15 protein-coding genes are annotated in these 16,715 nt (G+C 72.6%); 12 read left to right on the top strand and 3 right to left on the bottom strand.

Going from position 1 to position 16,715, the window contains the following annotated elements:
* The first annotated feature begins 176 nt into the window (after window positions 1–176).
* The 7 genes from ssd to MMF93_RS18195 all read left to right on the top strand — a co-directional run bounded on the left by ssd (window position 177) and on the right by MMF93_RS18195 (window position 5,935).
* The gene (gene ssd, locus MMF93_RS18165) at window positions 177–1,334 is read left to right on the top strand and encodes a septum site-determining protein Ssd (RefSeq protein ID WP_242752887.1); all 1,158 of its coding nucleotides are present in this window, start codon (window positions 177–179) and stop codon (window positions 1,332–1,334) included.
* Window positions 1,331–2,758, top strand: coding sequence for a TadA family conjugal transfer-associated ATPase (locus MMF93_RS18170; RefSeq protein WP_242752889.1), 1,428 nt, complete (start codon window positions 1,331–1,333; stop codon window positions 2,756–2,758). The genes ssd and MMF93_RS18170 overlap by 4 nt, the downstream gene beginning before the upstream one ends.
* A complete protein-coding gene (locus MMF93_RS18175; protein WP_242752897.1) occupies window positions 2,755–3,753 on the top strand; it encodes a type II secretion system F family protein in 999 nt (332 codons plus the stop codon). Before MMF93_RS18170 ends, MMF93_RS18175 begins: the two co-directional genes overlap by 4 nt.
* Before the next feature lie 11 nt (window positions 3,754–3,764).
* On the top strand, window positions 3,765–4,610 hold the full coding sequence (locus MMF93_RS18180; RefSeq protein WP_242752898.1) for a type II secretion system F family protein: 846 nt from the start codon (window positions 3,765–3,767) through the stop codon (window positions 4,608–4,610).
* An 86-nt stretch (window positions 4,611–4,696) separates the two neighbouring features.
* Window positions 4,697–4,930 (top strand): DUF4244 domain-containing protein, encoded by a 234-nt coding sequence (locus MMF93_RS18185; RefSeq protein ID WP_242752900.1) that lies wholly within the window; start codon window positions 4,697–4,699, stop codon window positions 4,928–4,930.
* 154 nt (window positions 4,931–5,084) lie between these two features.
* A complete protein-coding gene (locus tag MMF93_RS18190) occupies window positions 5,085–5,525 on the top strand; it encodes a TadE family type IV pilus minor pilin (protein ID WP_341483283.1) in 441 nt (146 codons plus the stop codon).
* Window positions 5,522–5,935 carry an Rv3654c family TadE-like protein gene (locus MMF93_RS18195; protein WP_242752902.1) on the top strand — a complete coding sequence of 138 codons (414 nt, stop codon included), beginning with the start codon at window positions 5,522–5,524 and terminating at the stop codon, window positions 5,933–5,935. Before MMF93_RS18190 ends, MMF93_RS18195 begins: the two co-directional genes overlap by 4 nt.
* 250 nt (window positions 5,936–6,185) lie before the next feature.
* Here MMF93_RS18195 and MMF93_RS18200 read toward each other — a convergent pair whose 3' ends face one another.
* Complete coding sequence (locus MMF93_RS18200; RefSeq protein WP_423835467.1) at window positions 6,186–8,966, bottom strand: DEAD/DEAH box helicase; 2,781 nt, start codon at window positions 8,964–8,966, stop codon at window positions 6,186–6,188.
* Window positions 8,967–9,155: 189 nt separating this feature from the next.
* Between MMF93_RS18200 and bldG the strand changes: the two genes are divergently transcribed.
* The 5 genes from bldG to MMF93_RS18225 all read left to right on the top strand — a co-directional run bounded on the left by bldG (window position 9,156) and on the right by MMF93_RS18225 (window position 15,743).
* Window positions 9,156–9,497, top strand: a complete 342-nt coding sequence (bldG, locus tag MMF93_RS18205) for an anti-sigma factor antagonist BldG (protein WP_016473000.1) — start codon at window positions 9,156–9,158, stop codon at window positions 9,495–9,497.
* 173 nt (window positions 9,498–9,670) lie between these two features.
* Window positions 9,671–10,216, top strand: a complete 546-nt coding sequence (locus MMF93_RS18210) for an ATP-binding protein (protein ID WP_242752906.1) — start codon at window positions 9,671–9,673, stop codon at window positions 10,214–10,216.
* Between the two features lie 395 nt (window positions 10,217–10,611).
* Window positions 10,612–13,071 (top strand): sodium-translocating pyrophosphatase, encoded by a 2,460-nt coding sequence (locus tag MMF93_RS18215; protein WP_242752908.1) that lies wholly within the window; start codon window positions 10,612–10,614, stop codon window positions 13,069–13,071.
* A 241-nt stretch (window positions 13,072–13,312) separates the two neighbouring features.
* Entirely contained in the window at window positions 13,313–13,861 is a 549-nt protein-coding gene (locus MMF93_RS18220; protein WP_242752910.1) for a small secreted protein, read from the top strand.
* A 334-nt stretch (window positions 13,862–14,195) separates the two neighbouring features.
* Complete coding sequence (locus tag MMF93_RS18225) at window positions 14,196–15,743, top strand: DUF7059 domain-containing protein (RefSeq protein WP_242752912.1); 1,548 nt, start codon at window positions 14,196–14,198, stop codon at window positions 15,741–15,743.
* A gap of 33 nt (window positions 15,744–15,776) precedes the next feature.
* Here the strand turns inward: MMF93_RS18225 and MMF93_RS18230 are convergent, their stop codons facing one another.
* Together MMF93_RS18230 and MMF93_RS18235 are read right to left on the bottom strand one after the other, a co-directional pair.
* On the bottom strand, window positions 15,777–16,202 hold the full coding sequence (locus MMF93_RS18230; RefSeq protein WP_242752914.1) for a DUF2752 domain-containing protein: 426 nt from the start codon (window positions 16,200–16,202) through the stop codon (window positions 15,777–15,779).
* Between the two features lie 55 nt (window positions 16,203–16,257).
* Window positions 16,258–16,656 carry a TM2 domain-containing protein gene (locus MMF93_RS18235; RefSeq protein ID WP_242752916.1) on the bottom strand — a complete coding sequence of 133 codons (399 nt, stop codon included), beginning with the start codon at window positions 16,654–16,656 and terminating at the stop codon, window positions 16,258–16,260.
* Window positions 16,657–16,715 lie beyond the last annotated feature (59 nt).

Raw genomic sequence — 16,715 nt, forward strand, 5'->3', positions numbered from 1 at the left:
CTAGGCTGCTCTCCGGCAGTCACCGGTTTGGGTGAGGAAGTTATTCACAGCCCCCTGGTTGTCCACAGTTTTCGACCATGATCCACAAGTTTTTCCGGTTCGCCGCACCGTGAATCCCGTCGGCGTCCGCAGCCGTTTGCGGACGCGAGTGCCCGATGGGCAGGGAGGTTCGGACCATGGCCGAAAACATTCTGATTGTCACCGAGGACGCGGAACTCCTCGATGACCTACTGCGACTGTGCGCAGCCGCCGGGACGCCCGAACCCCAGGTGGCGCACGGCGGTCCCTCCAGCGCGGTGGGCTGGGCGGCCTGGAGCGGCGCCACCCAGTGGGAGAGGGCTCCCCTCGTGCTCGTGGGGGACGACTGCGCCGCCGCCTCCGGCTTCGGAGAGCCGCCAGGTCCCGGAGCCCAGGGCGGAGGCCCAGCGGTGCCGCGCAGGCCGGGGGTCCTCCTCGTGGGGCGGGACTGGGACGACCCGGGTGTGTGGGAACGCGGTGTCCGCGTCGGCGCCGAGAGCGTCGTCCTGCTGCCCGACGCGGAGGCCTGGCTGACCGACCGGATCGCCGACGCCGTGGAAGGGGTGGGGCAGTCGGCCCTGACGGTCGGAGTGGTCGGGGGGCGCGGCGGCGCGGGAGCCTCCACGCTCGCCTGCGCCCTCGCCGTCACGGCGGCACGTGCCGGTGAGCGCACCATGCTCATCGACGCGGACCCGCTCGGTGGCGGACTGGACATCCTGCTCGGCGCCGAGCGGACCACGGGGCTGCGCTGGCCCGACCTCGCACAGGCCCGCGGCCGGGTCGGCGGCTCGGCACTCGCCGATTCCCTGCCGCGCTCCCACGAACTGCACGTGCTCAGCTGGGACCGGGGCGAGCACGCGGTGGTCCCCTCCGACGCGATGCGCTCCGTCCTCGGTGCCGCGAGGCGACGCGGCGGTGTGGTCGTCGTCGACCTGCCACGGCAGGTGGACGAGACCGTCGCCGAAGTCCTCGTCCAGCTCGATCTCGGACTGGCGGTCGTCCCTGCCGAGCTGCGCGCGGTCGCCGCCGCACACCGCGTCGCCGACCGGATGCGACTTGGCGTGCGCGACCTGCGCGCGGTGGTGCGCTCGCCCGGCGGCCCCCGCACGGAGCGCGGTTACGACTCGGGACTGGACGACACCGAAGTCGCCCGCCTGCTGGGGCTGCCGCTGGCCGGAGAACTGCCGTGGGAGCGCGGACTACTCGAAGGCGTCGACCGGGGCACGCCCCCCGGCTTCGCCAAGGACGGCGCCCTGGCCCGCTTCTGCGGCCGGTTCTGGGAGCGGGCGCTCAGCGGGGGAGGGGTGGCCGTATGAGCGCGGACCAGGTCTCGTGGCGCGCGCCGGTGGCGACGCGGGCCCCAGCGGGTGCCGAAGCGGGGGCCCGGGCCACCGCGGACGCGGCGGCAGAGGACCGGCTGCTGGACCGGGTGCGGCGCAGCCTCGCCGAGACAGGAGCCGAGCCCACGCCCGCACGCGTGGCGGCGGTGCTGCGCTCCCAGGGAAGGCTGATGGGGGACAGCGCGGTGCTGGGCGTCGTCGAGGCGTTGCGCTCCGAGCTGGTCGGCACCGGCCCGCTGGAACCGCTGCTCGCCGACCCGGAGGTCACCGACGTCCTGGTCACGGCGCCTGACCAGGTGTGGATCGACCGCGGGCGCGGGCTGGAACGCGCGCGGGTGTCCTTCCGTGACGCCGCCGCCGTGCGCAGGCTCGCCCAGCGGCTGGCGACCTCGGCGGGGCGACGGCTCGACGACGCCCGCCCCTGGGTCGACGCCCGGCTTCCGGACGGCACCCGGCTGCACGCGGTCCTGCCTCCCGTCGCGGTCGGATCGACCTGCCTCTCCCTGCGGGTGGTACGGCCCCGCGCGTTCAGCCTCGCGGAACTGGTCGCCGCGGGGACGGTGCCCCAGGGCGGGGAGTGGCTGCTGCGAGAGGTGCTGGAGGCGCGCCTGTCCTTCGTCGTCAGCGGCGGCACGGGCTCCGGCAAGACGACGCTGCTCTCCACCCTGCTGGGGCTGGTCGGCCCTCGCGAACGCATCGTGCTGGCAGAGGACTCGGCCGAGCTGCGCCCCGACCATCCGCACGTCGTCCGCCTGGAGGCGCGCCCCGCCAACCAGGAGGGCGTGGGCAGCGTGGACCTTCGCGACCTCGTGCGGCAAGCCCTGCGGATGAGGCCGGACAGGCTGGTCGTCGGTGAGGTCCGCGGCGCCGAAGTGACCGACCTGCTGGCCGCGCTGAACACGGGGCACGAGGGCGGGTGCGGAACGGTGCACGCGAACGCCGCCGCCGACGTCCCCGCACGTCTCGAGGCCCTGGGGACGACGGCCGGACTCGACAGGGCCGCCCTGCACAGCCAGTTGGCGGCCGCACTCGACGTCATCCTGCATCTGGTGCGGGGCCGGGACGGACAGCGGCGCATCGCCCAGATCCACGTACTGGAGCGGGACGCCGCAGGGCTGGTGACGACGGTGCCGGCCGCCGTGTGGAGCGGCCGGTGCGACACCCGACGCACGGGGACGGCGACGACAGGCGGCGGATTCGCCCGCGGTCCCGGATGGGGCCGGCTGCGCGCCCTGTGCGCCAGGTCGCTCGGCGAGGACGCAGGGACCCTCGCCCCCGGCGGGGCCGAGCCAGGCGGCCTTCCTGCGGGTTCTCAGAACCGCACACCCGAAGGGCGAGCCCTTCCCCTCGGGCCGAACGGTGAGGCTCGTGCGGGCTCCCAGGCGAGGAGCACGTCATGACGGGCGCCCTGACGACGGCGGCGGTCGGCACGGAGGCCACGGGCACCCCTGCGGTGTACGCCGCGATGGTGTGCGCGGGTGCCGCGGTCTGGCTGATGACAGGACGGAACGGCGGAGCCCAGCGCGCCCGGCTGCTGCTGGCCGGCGAAGGAGAGCCGGTCGGGAGGGGCAGGCCCCTCGCGCCTCCCGTCTGGTGGCGGGAGGCAGCCGAAAGGGCGCGGCGTCAGCTGGCCGCTCGCCTCGGTCCTGCCGGCTGGTGCCTGCCGGCCGGCCTGCTGGTCGCGCTGCTGGGCCGGTCCTGGATCCCGCTCGCGGCGGGGTTCCTGGCGGTGCCAGCGGTGCGCGGATGGCTCGGCCGACGGAACGCCGACCGGCTCGCCCGGTCCAGGGAGGCCGCCGTGGTGGAGCTCTGCGCGAGCGTGGCAGGAGAGCTGCGCGCCGGAAGGCAGCCGGGCGCGGCGGTGCTGGCCGCGGACCGGGCCGTGCTGGAGCGGTTCGGGGACGCGGGCGCGGCCGTGCTCGCAGCGGCCCGCTTCGGTGGCGACGTGGCGGCCGCGCTGCGCGAGGCCGCCGCGCTCCCGGGCGCGGACGGACTCTCGGGGGCCGCTGCCTGCTGGCAGGTCGCGGTCGACGGCGGGGCAGGCCTGGCGGACGGGCTCGAACGGGTGGCTGCCTCCCTGCGGGCCGGACAGGAACAGCGGGAGGAGCTGAGAGCCCAGCTGGCAGGACCGCGCTCCACCGCGCTGGTGCTCGCCCTTCTCCCGGTCTTCGGACTGGTGCTGGGCTCGGCTATGGAGGCGGACCCGCTGGAGATCCTGTTGCACACCCCCGCCGGATTCGCCTGCTTGGTGGCGGGCCTGGTGCTGGAGTGGGCAGGCCTTGCCTGGGTCGCGCGCATCGTGCGCTCCGCGGAGGGAGCCGGCCGGCCACGGCGGACGGCGGCGACCACGGGAGAGCGGCCCCCTTGCGCGCCCGTAGGGAGCCGGTCGAGGTGAGCGGCGGATGGATGGACGTTGTCCCCAGGCTGTGGATGTGGGTGCTCGCGAGCGCGGCGCTGTTGGGCGCGGCCGGGTGCGTGACGGGGGTCGTCGACGTGACGCGACGCGAGGGACGTGTCCGGCAACGGGCGTGGTCGGCGTGCGGTCACGGGACGGAGGGCCGGCCAGGCGGCCGGTTGGAGGGCGGCCCTGACCAGCGCGGTTCGGCGCTGCTGTCGAGAATCAGGCGGGCGGGGAACCAGGCGATGCTGTCCCGGCGGGCGCGGGAGCGCGTGGGGATGGCCGGTGCGGGGGTCGTGGCGCTCCTCCTGATCGGTGGCCAGGTCGGATGGCTCGCGGGCGGTGCCGCGGCGTGGGGCATGCGCTGGTGGTTGCGGCGGGGCGCCGGGGAGGACGCTTCGCGGAGCGCCAAGGACCGCGCGGCTGAGGAGCAGCTGCCCCTGGCGGCCGATCTGATGGCGGCCTGTCTGGCGGCCGGCGCGGGACCCGAGCGCGCTGCCGAAGCCGTGGGCGGATCCGTCGGTGGTCCGCTGGGAGAACGGCTGGTCAAGGCGTCCACGGAGCTGCGGCTCGGCGCGGAGCCGGCTCTGGTCTGGGGGCGGTTCGCGGAGCGGCCCTGGGGAGTGGAGTTCGCGCGGTGCATGGAGCGGGCCGCCGACGCCGGAGTCCCGGCCGTCGAGTCCGTGGCCCGGCTCGCAGCCGAGTTGCGAGCCAGGTGGATCCGTGCGGCGAACGGCCGGGCGAGACGAGCGGCGGTGCTGGTCACCGGCCCCCTCGGGCTCTGTTTCCTGCCCGCGTTCCTGGCCATCGGAGTGGCGCCCGTGCTGCTGGGGCTCGCCCGAACGCTGTGGTGAGCCGCAGCCGCACGGCACACACAACAAGGACAGCAGTGGCGACCGGCGCCGCGAGGCGTGCGTTCCGCCGGAGGAGGGTGCAGACGATGTTGGAACGCAAGGGAGAAGGCGCGGTGTTGACGACGATGCGGCGGCTCTGGAAGAGGGCGCGCACGGCATACAGGCTGAGCGGCGACCGGGGAATGAGCACAGCCGAGTACGCGATCGGCACGCTGGCGGCGGTGGCCCTGGCGGCGGTGCTCTACAAGGTCGTCAACAGCGGCCCGGTGGGCGAACAGTTGCAACAGCTGATCGAGCGGGCGCTCCGTGGCCCGTTCTGATCCCGCGGCGCGCGGTGGGGGACGCGGCAGCCACCCGTGCGCCACCGCACGCCGCGGACCGCCACGACGCAAGACCCGTACGTCCTGTCTGTTGCGCCGGGTCCGTACGGCCCGTACGGGCCGCGCGAGCCGTAGGGACTGGTGCGCGGGCTATGTGACCGCTGAGGCCGCCGTGGTGATTCCGGCGCTGGTCCTGCTGGTGGCCGGACTGCTGTGGGGGCTCATGGCGGCGGTGACCCGCATCCAGTGCGTCGACGCCGCCCGCGCCGGGGCCCGGGCGGCGGCACGCGGAGAAACCGGGGACGGCGTGGCCCGCGCCGTCCGGTCGGCGGCGCCGCCGGGCGCGCGGCTGAAAGTGACGAAAGACGGAGAGTTGGTGCGAGTCTCCGTAAGGGCCCGGACGGTGGGGCCGGGCCCGCTGACGGTGGAGCTGCGGTCCGAGGCGGTCGCCATGGACGAGGCAAGGGCTGAGACCACGGACGAAGTGGGCGGAGCCGGCACTGGACGAAGCCACGACCGGACCCCCGCAGGCCCTGGCAGCCCCGGCAACCGCGAACAGGACGACGCGCGGGAGACGGAGGCGAAGAAGGGATGACGGCGAACCTGTCACAGCTGAGCAGCGACCGCGGGTCGGCGTCCGTGTGGGTGGCACTGAGTGCGGTGGTGCTGTGCGGGGTGTTCGCGGCGGTGCTCGGCTTCGGCCAAGCGGTCCACGTCCGCCATCGCGCGGGCGCCGTGGCCGATCTGGCGGCGCTCGCGGCGGCCGACCGGGCGCTCGAGGGCCGGGCCGACGCCTGCGCGGCGGCGCGCGGAGTGGCGCGGGCCCAGGGCGCGCAGGTGGTCAGGTGCACGGTGCGGGGAGAGATCGCTGATCTGGACGCGCGAGTGCGGTGGGGCCCGTACGAGGCCCAGGCGCGCGCTCGCGCCGGCCCGGTCGGATCGGCGGCACCGGAAGCCGCACGTGGCACCCGGCCGCCACCACACCGGTCCGACCAGGCCAGGTAGCAGTACAGAGCGAGCCGGTCGCCGGCCCACAGGCCAGGCCCCAGCGAGTGAAGCCGACCGGACCACGGGCCGGACGAGCCAGTCAGCAGCCGGGGAAGCCGGTCGGTCCATGGCTGGAGGGTCCAGGCAGCAGCCGGGGGAGCCCGTCGGTCTATGGCCGGACGAGCCAGGCAGCAGCCGGGGAGTCGATGGGTCCACGGCCGGAAGAGCCAGGCCCCCGTCTGGAGCAGGCGGCCAACAGCCGGGGAGGTCAGACAGCGGAGCGGAGGAGTTCCGTCAGGAGACGGACGGCACCGCGCTTGTGCAGCGGGTCGTTGGCGTTGCCGCACTTGGGTGACTGGATGCAGGAGGGGCAGCCCGCCTCGCACTCGCAGGAGGCGATCGCGTCCCGGGTGGCGGTCAGCCACGCCCGGGCGGTGTGGAAGGCACGTTCGGCGAAGCCCGCCCCGCCGGGCTGGCCGTCGTAGACGAAGACGGTGGGAAGGAGTGTGTCGGGATGCAGAGCGATGGAGACGCCGCCGATGTCCCAGCGGTCGCAGGTCGCGAACAGCGGAAGGATCCCGATGGCAGCGTGTTCGGCGGCGTGCAGCGAGCCCGCCAGGATCTCGGGCGTGATGCGGGCGGCGTCGAGCTGGTCCTCGGTGACCGTCCACCACACGGCGCGGGTCCGCAGGGTGCGGGGCGGAAGGTCCAGCTTGGACTCGCCCAGGACCTCGCCGGTGATCACACGGCGGCGCAGATAGGAGACCACCTGGTTGGTGACCTCGACCGAGCCGAAGCACAGCCGGGCATCCCCCCAGGGCACCTCGGCCTCGGTCTCCAGAACGGCCAGCGAGGTGGTGTCGCGGGCCATGGTCGTCCACGGAGGGCTGGCTTCCTCGACGAGCGCGGCGGAGTCCTCCAGGTCGAGGCTGCGCACCACGTACGTGCGGCCCTGGTGGAGGTGGACGGCGCCTTCGTGGACGGTGGTGTGCGCGGCTGCGGCGTCCACGGTGCCCAGCAGCCGGCCGGTGCCCTCTTCCACGACCTGTACGGGCCGCCCGCCGCTGCCGCGGATGTCGGTGAGGTCGGCAGCCCGCTCCTTGCGGGTCCAGTGCCAGCCGGAGGAACGGCGACGGAGCAGCTTGCGCTCTTCGAGCTTGCGCAGCAGCTGGCCGGTCTCCGGCCCGAAGAGAGGGAAGTCGGCTTCGGTGAGCGGTATCTCGGCTGCGGCCGCACACAGGTGGGGGGCGAGGACGTAGGGGTTGTGCGGGTCCAGGACGGTGGATTCGACGGGCGTGGCGAAGATGGATTCGGGGTGGTGGACGAGATAGGTGTCCAGCGGTTCGTCCCGGGCGATCATGATGGCGAGCGCGCCCTGACCGGCCCGCCCGGCGCGGCCCGCCTGCTGCCACAGAGAGGCGCGGGTGCCGGGGTAGCCGGTGATGAGGACCGCGTCGAGGCCGGAGATGTCGATGCCGAGTTCGAGGGCGTTGGTGGCGGCGAGCCCCAGCAGTTCGCCGGTGTGCAGGGCCCGTTCCAGGGCGCGTCGCTCCTCGGGGAGATAGCCGCCGCGGTAGGCGGCGATTCGGGAGGAGAGCCCGCCACGTCGTCCCGCACCGGGTACCGGTCCGCCTGCGACGCCCCCTCCCGAGACCTCCCCCGCAGCCGCGCCCCCCGCAACCGCGTCCCCCGCAGCCGCGCCCCCCACGGAGGCGCCCCCCACGGAGGCGTCCCGCACCGACGCACCCCCCGACGACGCACCCCCCGACGATGCATCCGTCGTCGACGCACCCACCGCCGCGGCGTCCGCCTCCTGGAGACCGCAAAGCTCCGGAATCTCCGGGAGGCGGTGTAGCTCCGGCAGCTCCCGGAGCTCCTGACGCCCCTGGAGGCCGTGAACGTCGTCGCCGTCGCCGTCGCCGTCGCCGTCGCCGGCACCCAGCGCAGCGGCGGCAGGCCGGGGGCGGGCGCGCTCCGGGGCGGGACCCCGTGGGGCCGGGACCGCGGCGAGGCGGTCCTGGGCGATGAGGGAGATCAGCTCGGCACCTCGCCGGGAGCGGACGAAGGCGACGGTGCGTACGCCCTGGGCGGCCAGGTCGGTCAGCAGCTCGGCGGACTCGGCGGTCGCGGTGCGGCGGACGGGGGCGCCGCGCTCGCCCTCGTACTCGGTCAGTGGCGGTTCCCACAGAGCGAAGACCGTCTCGCCGCGCGGGGAGGTGTCCTCGGTGATCTCGACGGGCCGCACGCCGGTGAGCCGGGCCGCGCCCTCGCCGGGGGAGGCGGCGGTGGCGGAGGCGAGCAGGAAGACGGGTTCGGTGCCGTAGCGGGCGCAGACCCGGCGCAGCCGCCGCAGGACCTGGGCGACGTGGGAGCCGAAGACGCCGCGGTAGGTGTGGCACTCGTCGATGACGACGTAGCGCAGCGCGCGCAGAAAGGAGGACCAGCGGGCGTGTCCAGGCAGCAGGCCGCGGTGGAGCATGTCCGGGTTGGTGAGCACGTAGTTGGCGTACTGGCGCACCCATTCGCGCTCTTCGAAGGGGGTGTCCCCGTCGAAGACGGCGGGCCGTACCGCCGTGCCGAGTGGGGCGGCCAGGTCGGTGACGGCGCGGCGCTGGTCGGCCGCGAGGGCCTTCGTGGGGGCCAGGTACAGCGCGGTGGTGCCGCGTCCGTTGGGGGCCTCGGCGCCGTCCAGCAGGGTGCTGAGGACGGGGGCGAGGTAGGAGAGTGATTTTCCGGAGGCCGTGCCCGTGGCGATGATCACGGAGTCGCCGTCGAGGGCGTGGGCTGCGGCGCGGGCCTGGTGTTCCCAGGGGCGGTCGATGCCCGCTCGGCGTACGGCCTCGATCACTTCCGGCCGGATCCGGTCGGGCCATTGCGCATGGCGACCGTTTCGCGGGGGCAAGTGCTCCGTATGGGTGACACGCCCGGCGCGGTCCGTCCCCCTGGTGAGACGAGCGAGCACGTCGCGAGGGTCGCCGTGGGGAGCCGAGCGGTCGGGCTCGGCTCGCGGGCGTACGCGCGCGGACCGGGTGTGCTGTTCATTGGCCATCGGTACCGAGTGTGTCACTGGCGAGGCGGACAATGGCCGCAAGGCGTCGTCCTCGCCTGCTGGTAAGTGATTGAATGCTTCTGCGGCTGCCGATCCGTCCCCTGCCTTTGGGGGTACCTCCCTCCGTCAGGGCAGGGGGAGGGAGAACCGAGGGGGCTGACCGCTCGATAGCAAGGTGCTGGAGGATCCGTGGACCTGTCCCTGTCGACCCGTACCGTCGGCGATCGCACGATCGTCGAGGTCGGTGGCGAGATTGATGTATACACCGCGCCCAAGCTGCGGGAGCAGCTGGTCGAGCTCGTGAACGACGGCAGCTACCACCTCGTCGTGGACATGGAGGGTGTCGACTTTCTCGACTCCACCGGGCTCGGCGTGCTCGTGGGCGGGCTCAAGCGGGTGCGTGCGCACGAGGGCTCGCTGCGTCTTGTCTGTAACCAGGAGCGCATTCTCAAGATCTTCCGGATCACTGGCCTCACCAAGGTCTTCCCGATCCACTCCTCGGTCGACGAGGCCGTAGCGGCCACTGACTGACGCGTTCGGGCCGCCGGACCGCCCCCACCTCGGTGCGGGCGGTCCGGCGGCCTCCCGCTTGACTGGCAGGTGCCTGACTGACAGGTGCTTGACTGGCAGGCGGGGTCGCCGGGGTCCGGCTCCAAGAGCCCTGGAAGCCCCGTCAAGACTCACCGAAGACCGAGGGGGATGGCATGGCCACCGTGGAGCTGCTCTTCAGTGCGCTGCCGGAGCACGTCCGTACGGCGCGGCTGGTGGCTGCCGCCGTGGCGCGGCGGGCCGGGGTCGACGAAGCGGTGCTCGACGAGGTGCGGCTGGCCGTCGGCGAGGCGTGCACGCGGGCCGTCGGCCTGCACATGAGCCACGGTCTCCACACTCCCGTGCGGGTCTCCCTGATCGAGGACGAGAAGAAGTTCTCCATCGAGGTGGGTGACGACGCGCCGCACCGGCGTTTCTCGCTGCCCGGTGGCACGCTGGGCGCGTCCGCCGCTCCCTCGGCCAACGGTGCCGGGGGCGGCAAGGGCGGCGGTCCGGGTGGCGGGCTCGTCGAGGCCGAGGGCGCGTTGCTGCCGGGGGCGCGGGACGAGATTCCCGAGCCGGTCGCCGAGGAGGACGAGGGCGACGGAGAGATGGGGCTCGCGGTGATCAGCGGCCTCGTGGACGACGTCGAGGTCACGACCGACGAGCACGGCGGTGTGATCCGCATGAGCTGGCCCACGATCGAGCCGGTTCTCCCCTGAGCCTCCATCGCCCCACCCGTCCCGTTTGTCCTGTGCCCGCCGCGTCCGCGGCGGGCTTTTCGGTTGCGCGGGCCCCTCGCGTGGATCTTCTCTGTCGATCATCGGACGATCAACGGAGTAATTGCGACCGCCACTGACCAGGGTCTAAACGAGTCAGCGCGGCTTTTTCCCGTCACTCGATAGATCAATTTCCGGGCGTCAGTTGAATTTGCTCATTCCCTCATGCGAGCGAATTGACCGGCCCGTACGCGGCTGATCTTCGCCGTTCCCAGCGAATTCCCGCTGCTGCGCTCTGTTTTGATCTAGTGGCGCTCCCTACAATCCGTCCACATCTTTGCAGCAGGACGCCTGAGCGTGCTTGCGCGCGCCCATGTGCCAAACGTCAAGGAGGACGAATGGCGGGGCAACTCAGCCCACTTCACCACCCCCAGCACCTCGCTGACGCCGCAGAGCTGACAAGTGGCAACCGGGGACTCGCGATCGTGATCGCGGTTGTCGCGCTCGCAGCGCTCGGCGTCGCTCTGGTGTTGGTACGACAAGTGCTCGCCGCGGGCGAGGGCACCGACAGCATGAAGAAGATCGCCTCGGCCGTGCAGGAGGGGGCGAACGCCTACCTGGCGCGGCAGCTGCGCACCCTCGGGGTCTTCGCGGTGGTCGTCTTCTTCCTGCTCATGCTGTTGCCGGCCGATGATATGAAACAGCGAATCGGCCGTTCGTTGTTCTTCCTGGTCGGTGCGGCTTTCTCGGCGGCGACCGGCTATATCGGTATGTGGCTCGCGGTGCGCAGCAATGTGCGCGTGGCCGCTGCGGCGCGTGAGGCGACTCCGGTCACCCCCTCGGGGGCACCGGCGTCGGCGGTGAGCTCGGCGGCGAAGGGCGATCCGGGAGAAATTCCGGTCGATCTCACGGCCGTCTCGCACAAGGCCATGAAGATCGCTTTCCGTACCGGTGGCGTCGTCGGAATGTTCACCGTAGGCCTCGGTCTGCTGGGCGCCGCGTGTGTGGTGCTGGTCTACGCGGCCGACGCGCCCAAGGTGCTGGAGGGCTTCGGGCTCGGTGCCGCGCTGATCGCGATGTTCATGCGGGTCGGCGGCGGCATTTTCACCAAGGCGGCGGACGTCGGCGCCGACCTCGTCGGCAAGGTCGAGCAGGGCATCCCCGAGGACGACCCGCGCAACGCCGCCACCATCGCGGACAACGTGGGCGACAACGTCGGCGACTGCGCCGGCATGGCGGCCGACCTGTTCGAGAGCTACGCGGTGACGCTGGTGGCCGCGCTGATCCTGGGCACCGCCGTCTTCGGCAACGACGGGCTGGTCTTCCCGCTGCTCGTTCCCGCCATCGGGGTGCTCACCGCGATGATCGGCGTGTTCGCCGTGGCGCCGCGCCGCTCCGACCGCAGCGGCATGACGGCGATCAACCGCGGCTTCTTCATCTCCGCGGTGATCTCGCTGGCGCTGGTGGCCATCGCCGCGTTCGTGTACCTGCCCTCCAGCTACGCGGATCTCAAGGGCGTCTCGGGGGACGACGCGAACGAGATCCTCGGCCACAGCGGCGACCCGCGGGTGCTGGCCATCGTGGCCGTGGCGATCGGCATCGTGCTGGCCGCCCTCATCCAGCAGCTGACCGGCTACTTCACCGAGACCACCCGCAAGCCCGTTCGGGACATCGGCAGGACGTCGCTGACGGGTCCCGCGACGGTGGTGCTCTCGGGCATCTCCATCGGCCTCGAATCGGCCGTCTACACGGCCCTGTTGATCGGGCTGAGCGTCTACGGCGCCTTCCTGCTGGGCGGTGGAACGGTGATGCTGGCGCTGTTCGCCGTAGCGCTGGCGGGTACGGGGCTGCTGACCACGGTCGGGGTGATCGTGGCCATGGACACCTTCGGTCCCGTCTCCGACAACGCGCAGGGCATCGCCGAGATGTCCGGTGACGTCGAGGGCGCCGGGGCGCAGGTGCTGACCGACCTGGACGCGGTGGGCAACACCACCAAGGCGATCACCAAGGGCATCGCCATCGCCACGGCGGTGCTCGCCGCGGCGGCGCTCTTCGGCTCGTACCGCACCGAGCTGGGCAAGGCGCTGACCGAGGCGGACCAGAACGCGGGCAAGATGCTGGAGCTGGTGGACATCGCGCAGCCCAGCACGCTGGTCGGGCTGATGTTCGGTGCCGCGGTGGTCTTCCTCTTCTCGGGGCTCGCCATCAACGCGGTCTCCCGTTCGGCAGGTTCGGTCGTCTTCGAGGTCCGGCGGCAGTTCCGTGAGAAGCCCGGCATCATGGACTACTCGCAGACGCCGGAGTACGGCCGTGTCGTGGACATCTGCACCAAGGACGCGCTGCGCGAGCTGACGACGCCGGGGCTGCTGGCGGTGATGGCCCCCATCCTGGTGGGCTTCACCTTCGGTGTCGGTGCGCTGGCGGCGTTCCTGGCCGGCGCGATCGGCGCCGGCACCCTGATGGCCGTCTTCCTCGCGAACTCCGGGGGTGCCTGGGACAACGCCAAGAAGCTGGTGGAGGACGGTCACCACGGCGGCAAGGGCAGCGAGGCGCACGAGGCGACCATCATCGGTGACACGGTCGGCGACCCCTTCAAGGACACCGCGGGTCCGGCGATCAACCCCCTGCTGAAGGTCATGAACCTGGTGGCCCTGCTGATCGCGCCCGCCGTGGTGAAGTTCAGCTACGGCGCGGACAAGAGCGCGGGCGCCCGCGTCGTCGTGGCCGCGGTCGCGGTGGCCGTCGTCGTGGGCACCGTCTACCTCTCCAAGCGGCGCGGTATCGCCGTGGGTGAGGAGGACAACAGCGACCGGTCGGCGAAGCCCTCGGATCCGGTGGATCCGGTGGCCGCCTCCTAGCGGCGACTCAACCGAAGGGCGGGCGGGACGCGTTGGTGTCCCGTCCGCCCTTGTGTGTGTTTCGTCTCAGCGCCGCCGGACCGGCTTCACGCGGCCCTGTGGGCCCGTGCGTGTCCGTGATGTCGCAGACCCCCGTTGGTGCAAACGGCTGCAATAGTAGACATAGGGGTCTTCCGGCTCGCCGCCACTCCCTCCGTGGCGTGTATGTTCCGGGCCGAACAGCCATGAAGGGACCGATCCGGTGAACAAGAAGCTCACGGCGGCACTGTCCGGCGGCGCCGTACTCGTACTCGCGCTGACCGGCTGCAGTGACGACAGCGGCAAGACGGACGAGTGGGCCAAGAGCGTCTGCGACGACCTCCAGCCGCAGTTGACGAAGGTCAGGCAGGCCAATGCCGCCATCGCGGAAGCCTCCCAGGCGGACAAGTCCCCCGAAGAGGTCAAGAAAGCCGACTCGGCCGGCTTCAAGAAGGTTTCCGACGCGTACAAGGCCATGGCGCGGGCGGTCAAGAACGCGGGCGCCCCGCCCGTCGACGACGGCGAGAAGATGCAGAAGAACGCCATCAAGGAGCTCAACGGCATCGCCGGCCAGTACAACGACCTCCAGACCTCCGTCGACAAGCTCCCCACCGGCGACAAGTTCGACGAGGGGCTCGACAGCGTGGCCGCCAAGCTCAAGACGCTCGGGCAGCGTGGTGACGAGGCGCTGCACAAGCTGTCGACCGGCGACGTGGGCAAGGCGATGGCCAACCAGGAGAGCTGCAAGAAGACCGGCGTGACCGACAAGTGAGCCGGACCGCCCGGCCCGCGGTGCGGGTGGCGGCGCGCGCGGTGCGGGTGGCGGCGCGCGCCGCCACCGCGTCCCGGACGCCCCGCGGGCCGTCCGGGACGGTCCGCGGCCCCTCCCGGACGGCCCGCCGTCCCGGTCGGAGGACGCGCCGCCCGTCCCGCGCTGCTCGTCGCCCGGTGGGGGCGGTCGGCGGTCCGTTCCGCGCTGTCCGCCGTCCGTTGAGAGTGGTTGACGGTCCGTCCCGCGCTGCTCGTCGCCCGGTGGGGGCGGTGGGGGTGGTTGGTGGTCCGTTCCGGGCGGGGCCGGTCGTGGGTGCGGGTGTATGCGAAGGAGAATGGCGCGGGTGAGAACTGACGCACTGCCCGAGCCCACGCCCGAGAGCACCCGAACGCTGCGGGAGGCGCTGTCCGCGGCCGGGTTCACCGCCGATGGGCTGCTCGATCTGCTGGGCGCCCCCGCCTACGCGGCTCTCGCCCGGGGTGAGACCGTTCCGGCACTCCGCGCCACGCGCGGTGGGGAGCCGCTGGAGACCCTGGTACGGCTGTTCCTGCTCCAGCGGTCCGTCTCGCGCGAACGTGCCGGGGCCGTACTGCCGTTGGACGAGGTGCTGGCCGACCGGTGGCTGGAGCGGGTCACGGGCCCGGAGCCGGGCCCGGCGGAGCACGTCCGCGCCACCGTGGACGTACGCCCCTACAGCGGCCCGGACGGCGAGGACTGGTGGGTCGTCAGCGACCTGGGCTGCGCGGTGGGCGGGGCCGGTGGCGTGAGTGCCTCGGCGGAGTCCGCCCAGGACGTCGTCCTGGGCGTGGGCGGTGCCTCGACCACGCTGGCCGGGCTCATGGTGACCGCCCCCGTCGCCAGGGCGCTCGACCTGGGGACCGGTTCGGGGATCCAGGCGCTGCACGCCGCCCGCTTCGCCTCCCACGTCACCGCCACCGACCTCAACCCGCGCGCGCTGCGTTTCGCCCGCCTGACGCTGGCGCTGTCGGGTGTACCCGAGCCGGAGGTGCGCCAGGGGTCGCTGTTCGAGCCGGTGGCGGACGCGGAGCCGTACGACCTGATCGTCTCCAACCCGCCGTTCGTGATCTCTCCGGGCGCCCGCCTGACCTACCGGGACGGCGGCATGGCGGGTGACGACCTGTGCCGGTCTCTCGTCGAGCAGGCGGCCGGACATCTGGCCCCGGGCGGCTACTGCCAGCTGCTGGCCAACTGGGAGCACCGTGCGGGCCAGGACTGGCGGGAGCGCGTGGCGGCGTGGGTGCCGCCGGGGTGCGACGCGTGGATCGTGCAGCGGGAGACGCAGGACGTCACGCAGTACGCGGAGCTGTGGCTGCGGGACGCGGGCGATCACCGCGCTGATCCGGCCGCGTACGAGGAGCGCTACGACGCCTGGCTGGAGGAGTTCGCGGCGCGCGGCACGCAGGCTGTCGGGTTCGGCTGGATCACGCTGCGCCGCAGCGACGCCGAGCGGCCCTCGGTGCTGGCCGAGGAGTGGCCGCACCCGGTCGAGCAGCCGCTGGGCGAGGCGATTCGCGCGCACTTCGCACGGCAGGACTTCCTGCGCCTCACGGATGACGCGGCGCTGCTGGAGCACCGGTACGTGCTCGCGGACGAGGTCGTGCAGGAGGAGATCGGTGAGCCGGGCGCGGAGGACCCGCAGTACGTGGTGCTGCGGCAGAACCGCGGGATGCGGCGCGCGATGACGGTGGACACGGTGGGCGCCGGGTTCGCAGGGGTGTGCGACGGTTCGCTGAGCGCCGGACGCATCCTGGAGGCCATCGGAGAGTTGCTCGGAGAGGACGTGGGCGAACTGCGTGCCCGTACGCCGGAGTCGCTGCGGCTGCTGGTGGAGCGGGGCTTTGTGACACCGGTCGCGGACTGAGGCCCTGCGCGCGGGCGTGAGCGGGCGACCGACTCACAGCAGGTTGCGAGCCACTTCCCAGGCGACGGCGAAGGCGACGGCCGCCACTTTCATGGGGGTGCTCAGACGGATCCGGTAACGGCGGTTCCGGAACCCCTCGTAAAGCCAGCGGCCGTAGAAGAAGGCGGCGGCGGGGAGGCCGACAGTGAGAAGCGCCGCGTTGTCGTGCAGTGCCGCGATGATGTCGCCGTGGAGCAGGTCGTAGGCCATGCGTGTGGCCCCGCAGGTGGGGCAGAGCAATCCGGTTGCCCAGTTGAGGGGACAGCGCGGCAGCCAGGAGCCGGGCTCGTGGGGGTCGACGCCCCACAGGCAGCAGGCTCCGGCGAGGCCCGCCGCCGCCGTGACCAGCGGCGGGGCAGCCGGGTGGGAGAGGACGGTGCGGAGTCGGCCCACAGCATCAGGGACGTTGGTGTTCGCCATGCGGCCGGCGCCTCCCCTCGTGTCGCGCAGCCCTCTCCCCGGGCCGCCGACAGCATCAACCACGCAGAATGCGGCCTTCGCTGTCGGTGCGGTTGTCGCTGGTCAGGAAGATGATCCCGTCGATGAGCGCCCAGATTCCGCAGCCACCGGCGGTGAGGATCTGGGCTATGCCGACACCGACATTGCCGACGTAGAAACGACCGATGCCGAGGTAGCCGACAAACAGCTGGAGCACGCCGGCGACGATCTTCGACTTGTGCGAGAGCGGCCGTCCGTACGGGTCGTAGCCGTACGGGGCGTTCGGGTCGCCGGTGTACTGGCCTGGCATGGGGGCCATCGGCTGCTGCTGCGGGTAGCCGTAGCCGGGCGCTCCCGGCTGTCCCGGCGGCTGGTTGTAGGGGTTCTGGCCCGGCTGCTGGGGATAGCCGTAACCGGGCTGGTTGGGATTGGACACAAGACCTCCGAGGTCGAGCGGTACCTGGTGATGTGCCCCCGACATGTTGCCAGAGCCGT

Source organism: Streptomyces tubbatahanensis (genome assembly GCF_022699385.1).
In the GTDB taxonomy this organism is placed as follows: Bacteria; Actinomycetota; Actinomycetes; order Streptomycetales; family Streptomycetaceae; genus Streptomyces; species Streptomyces diacarni.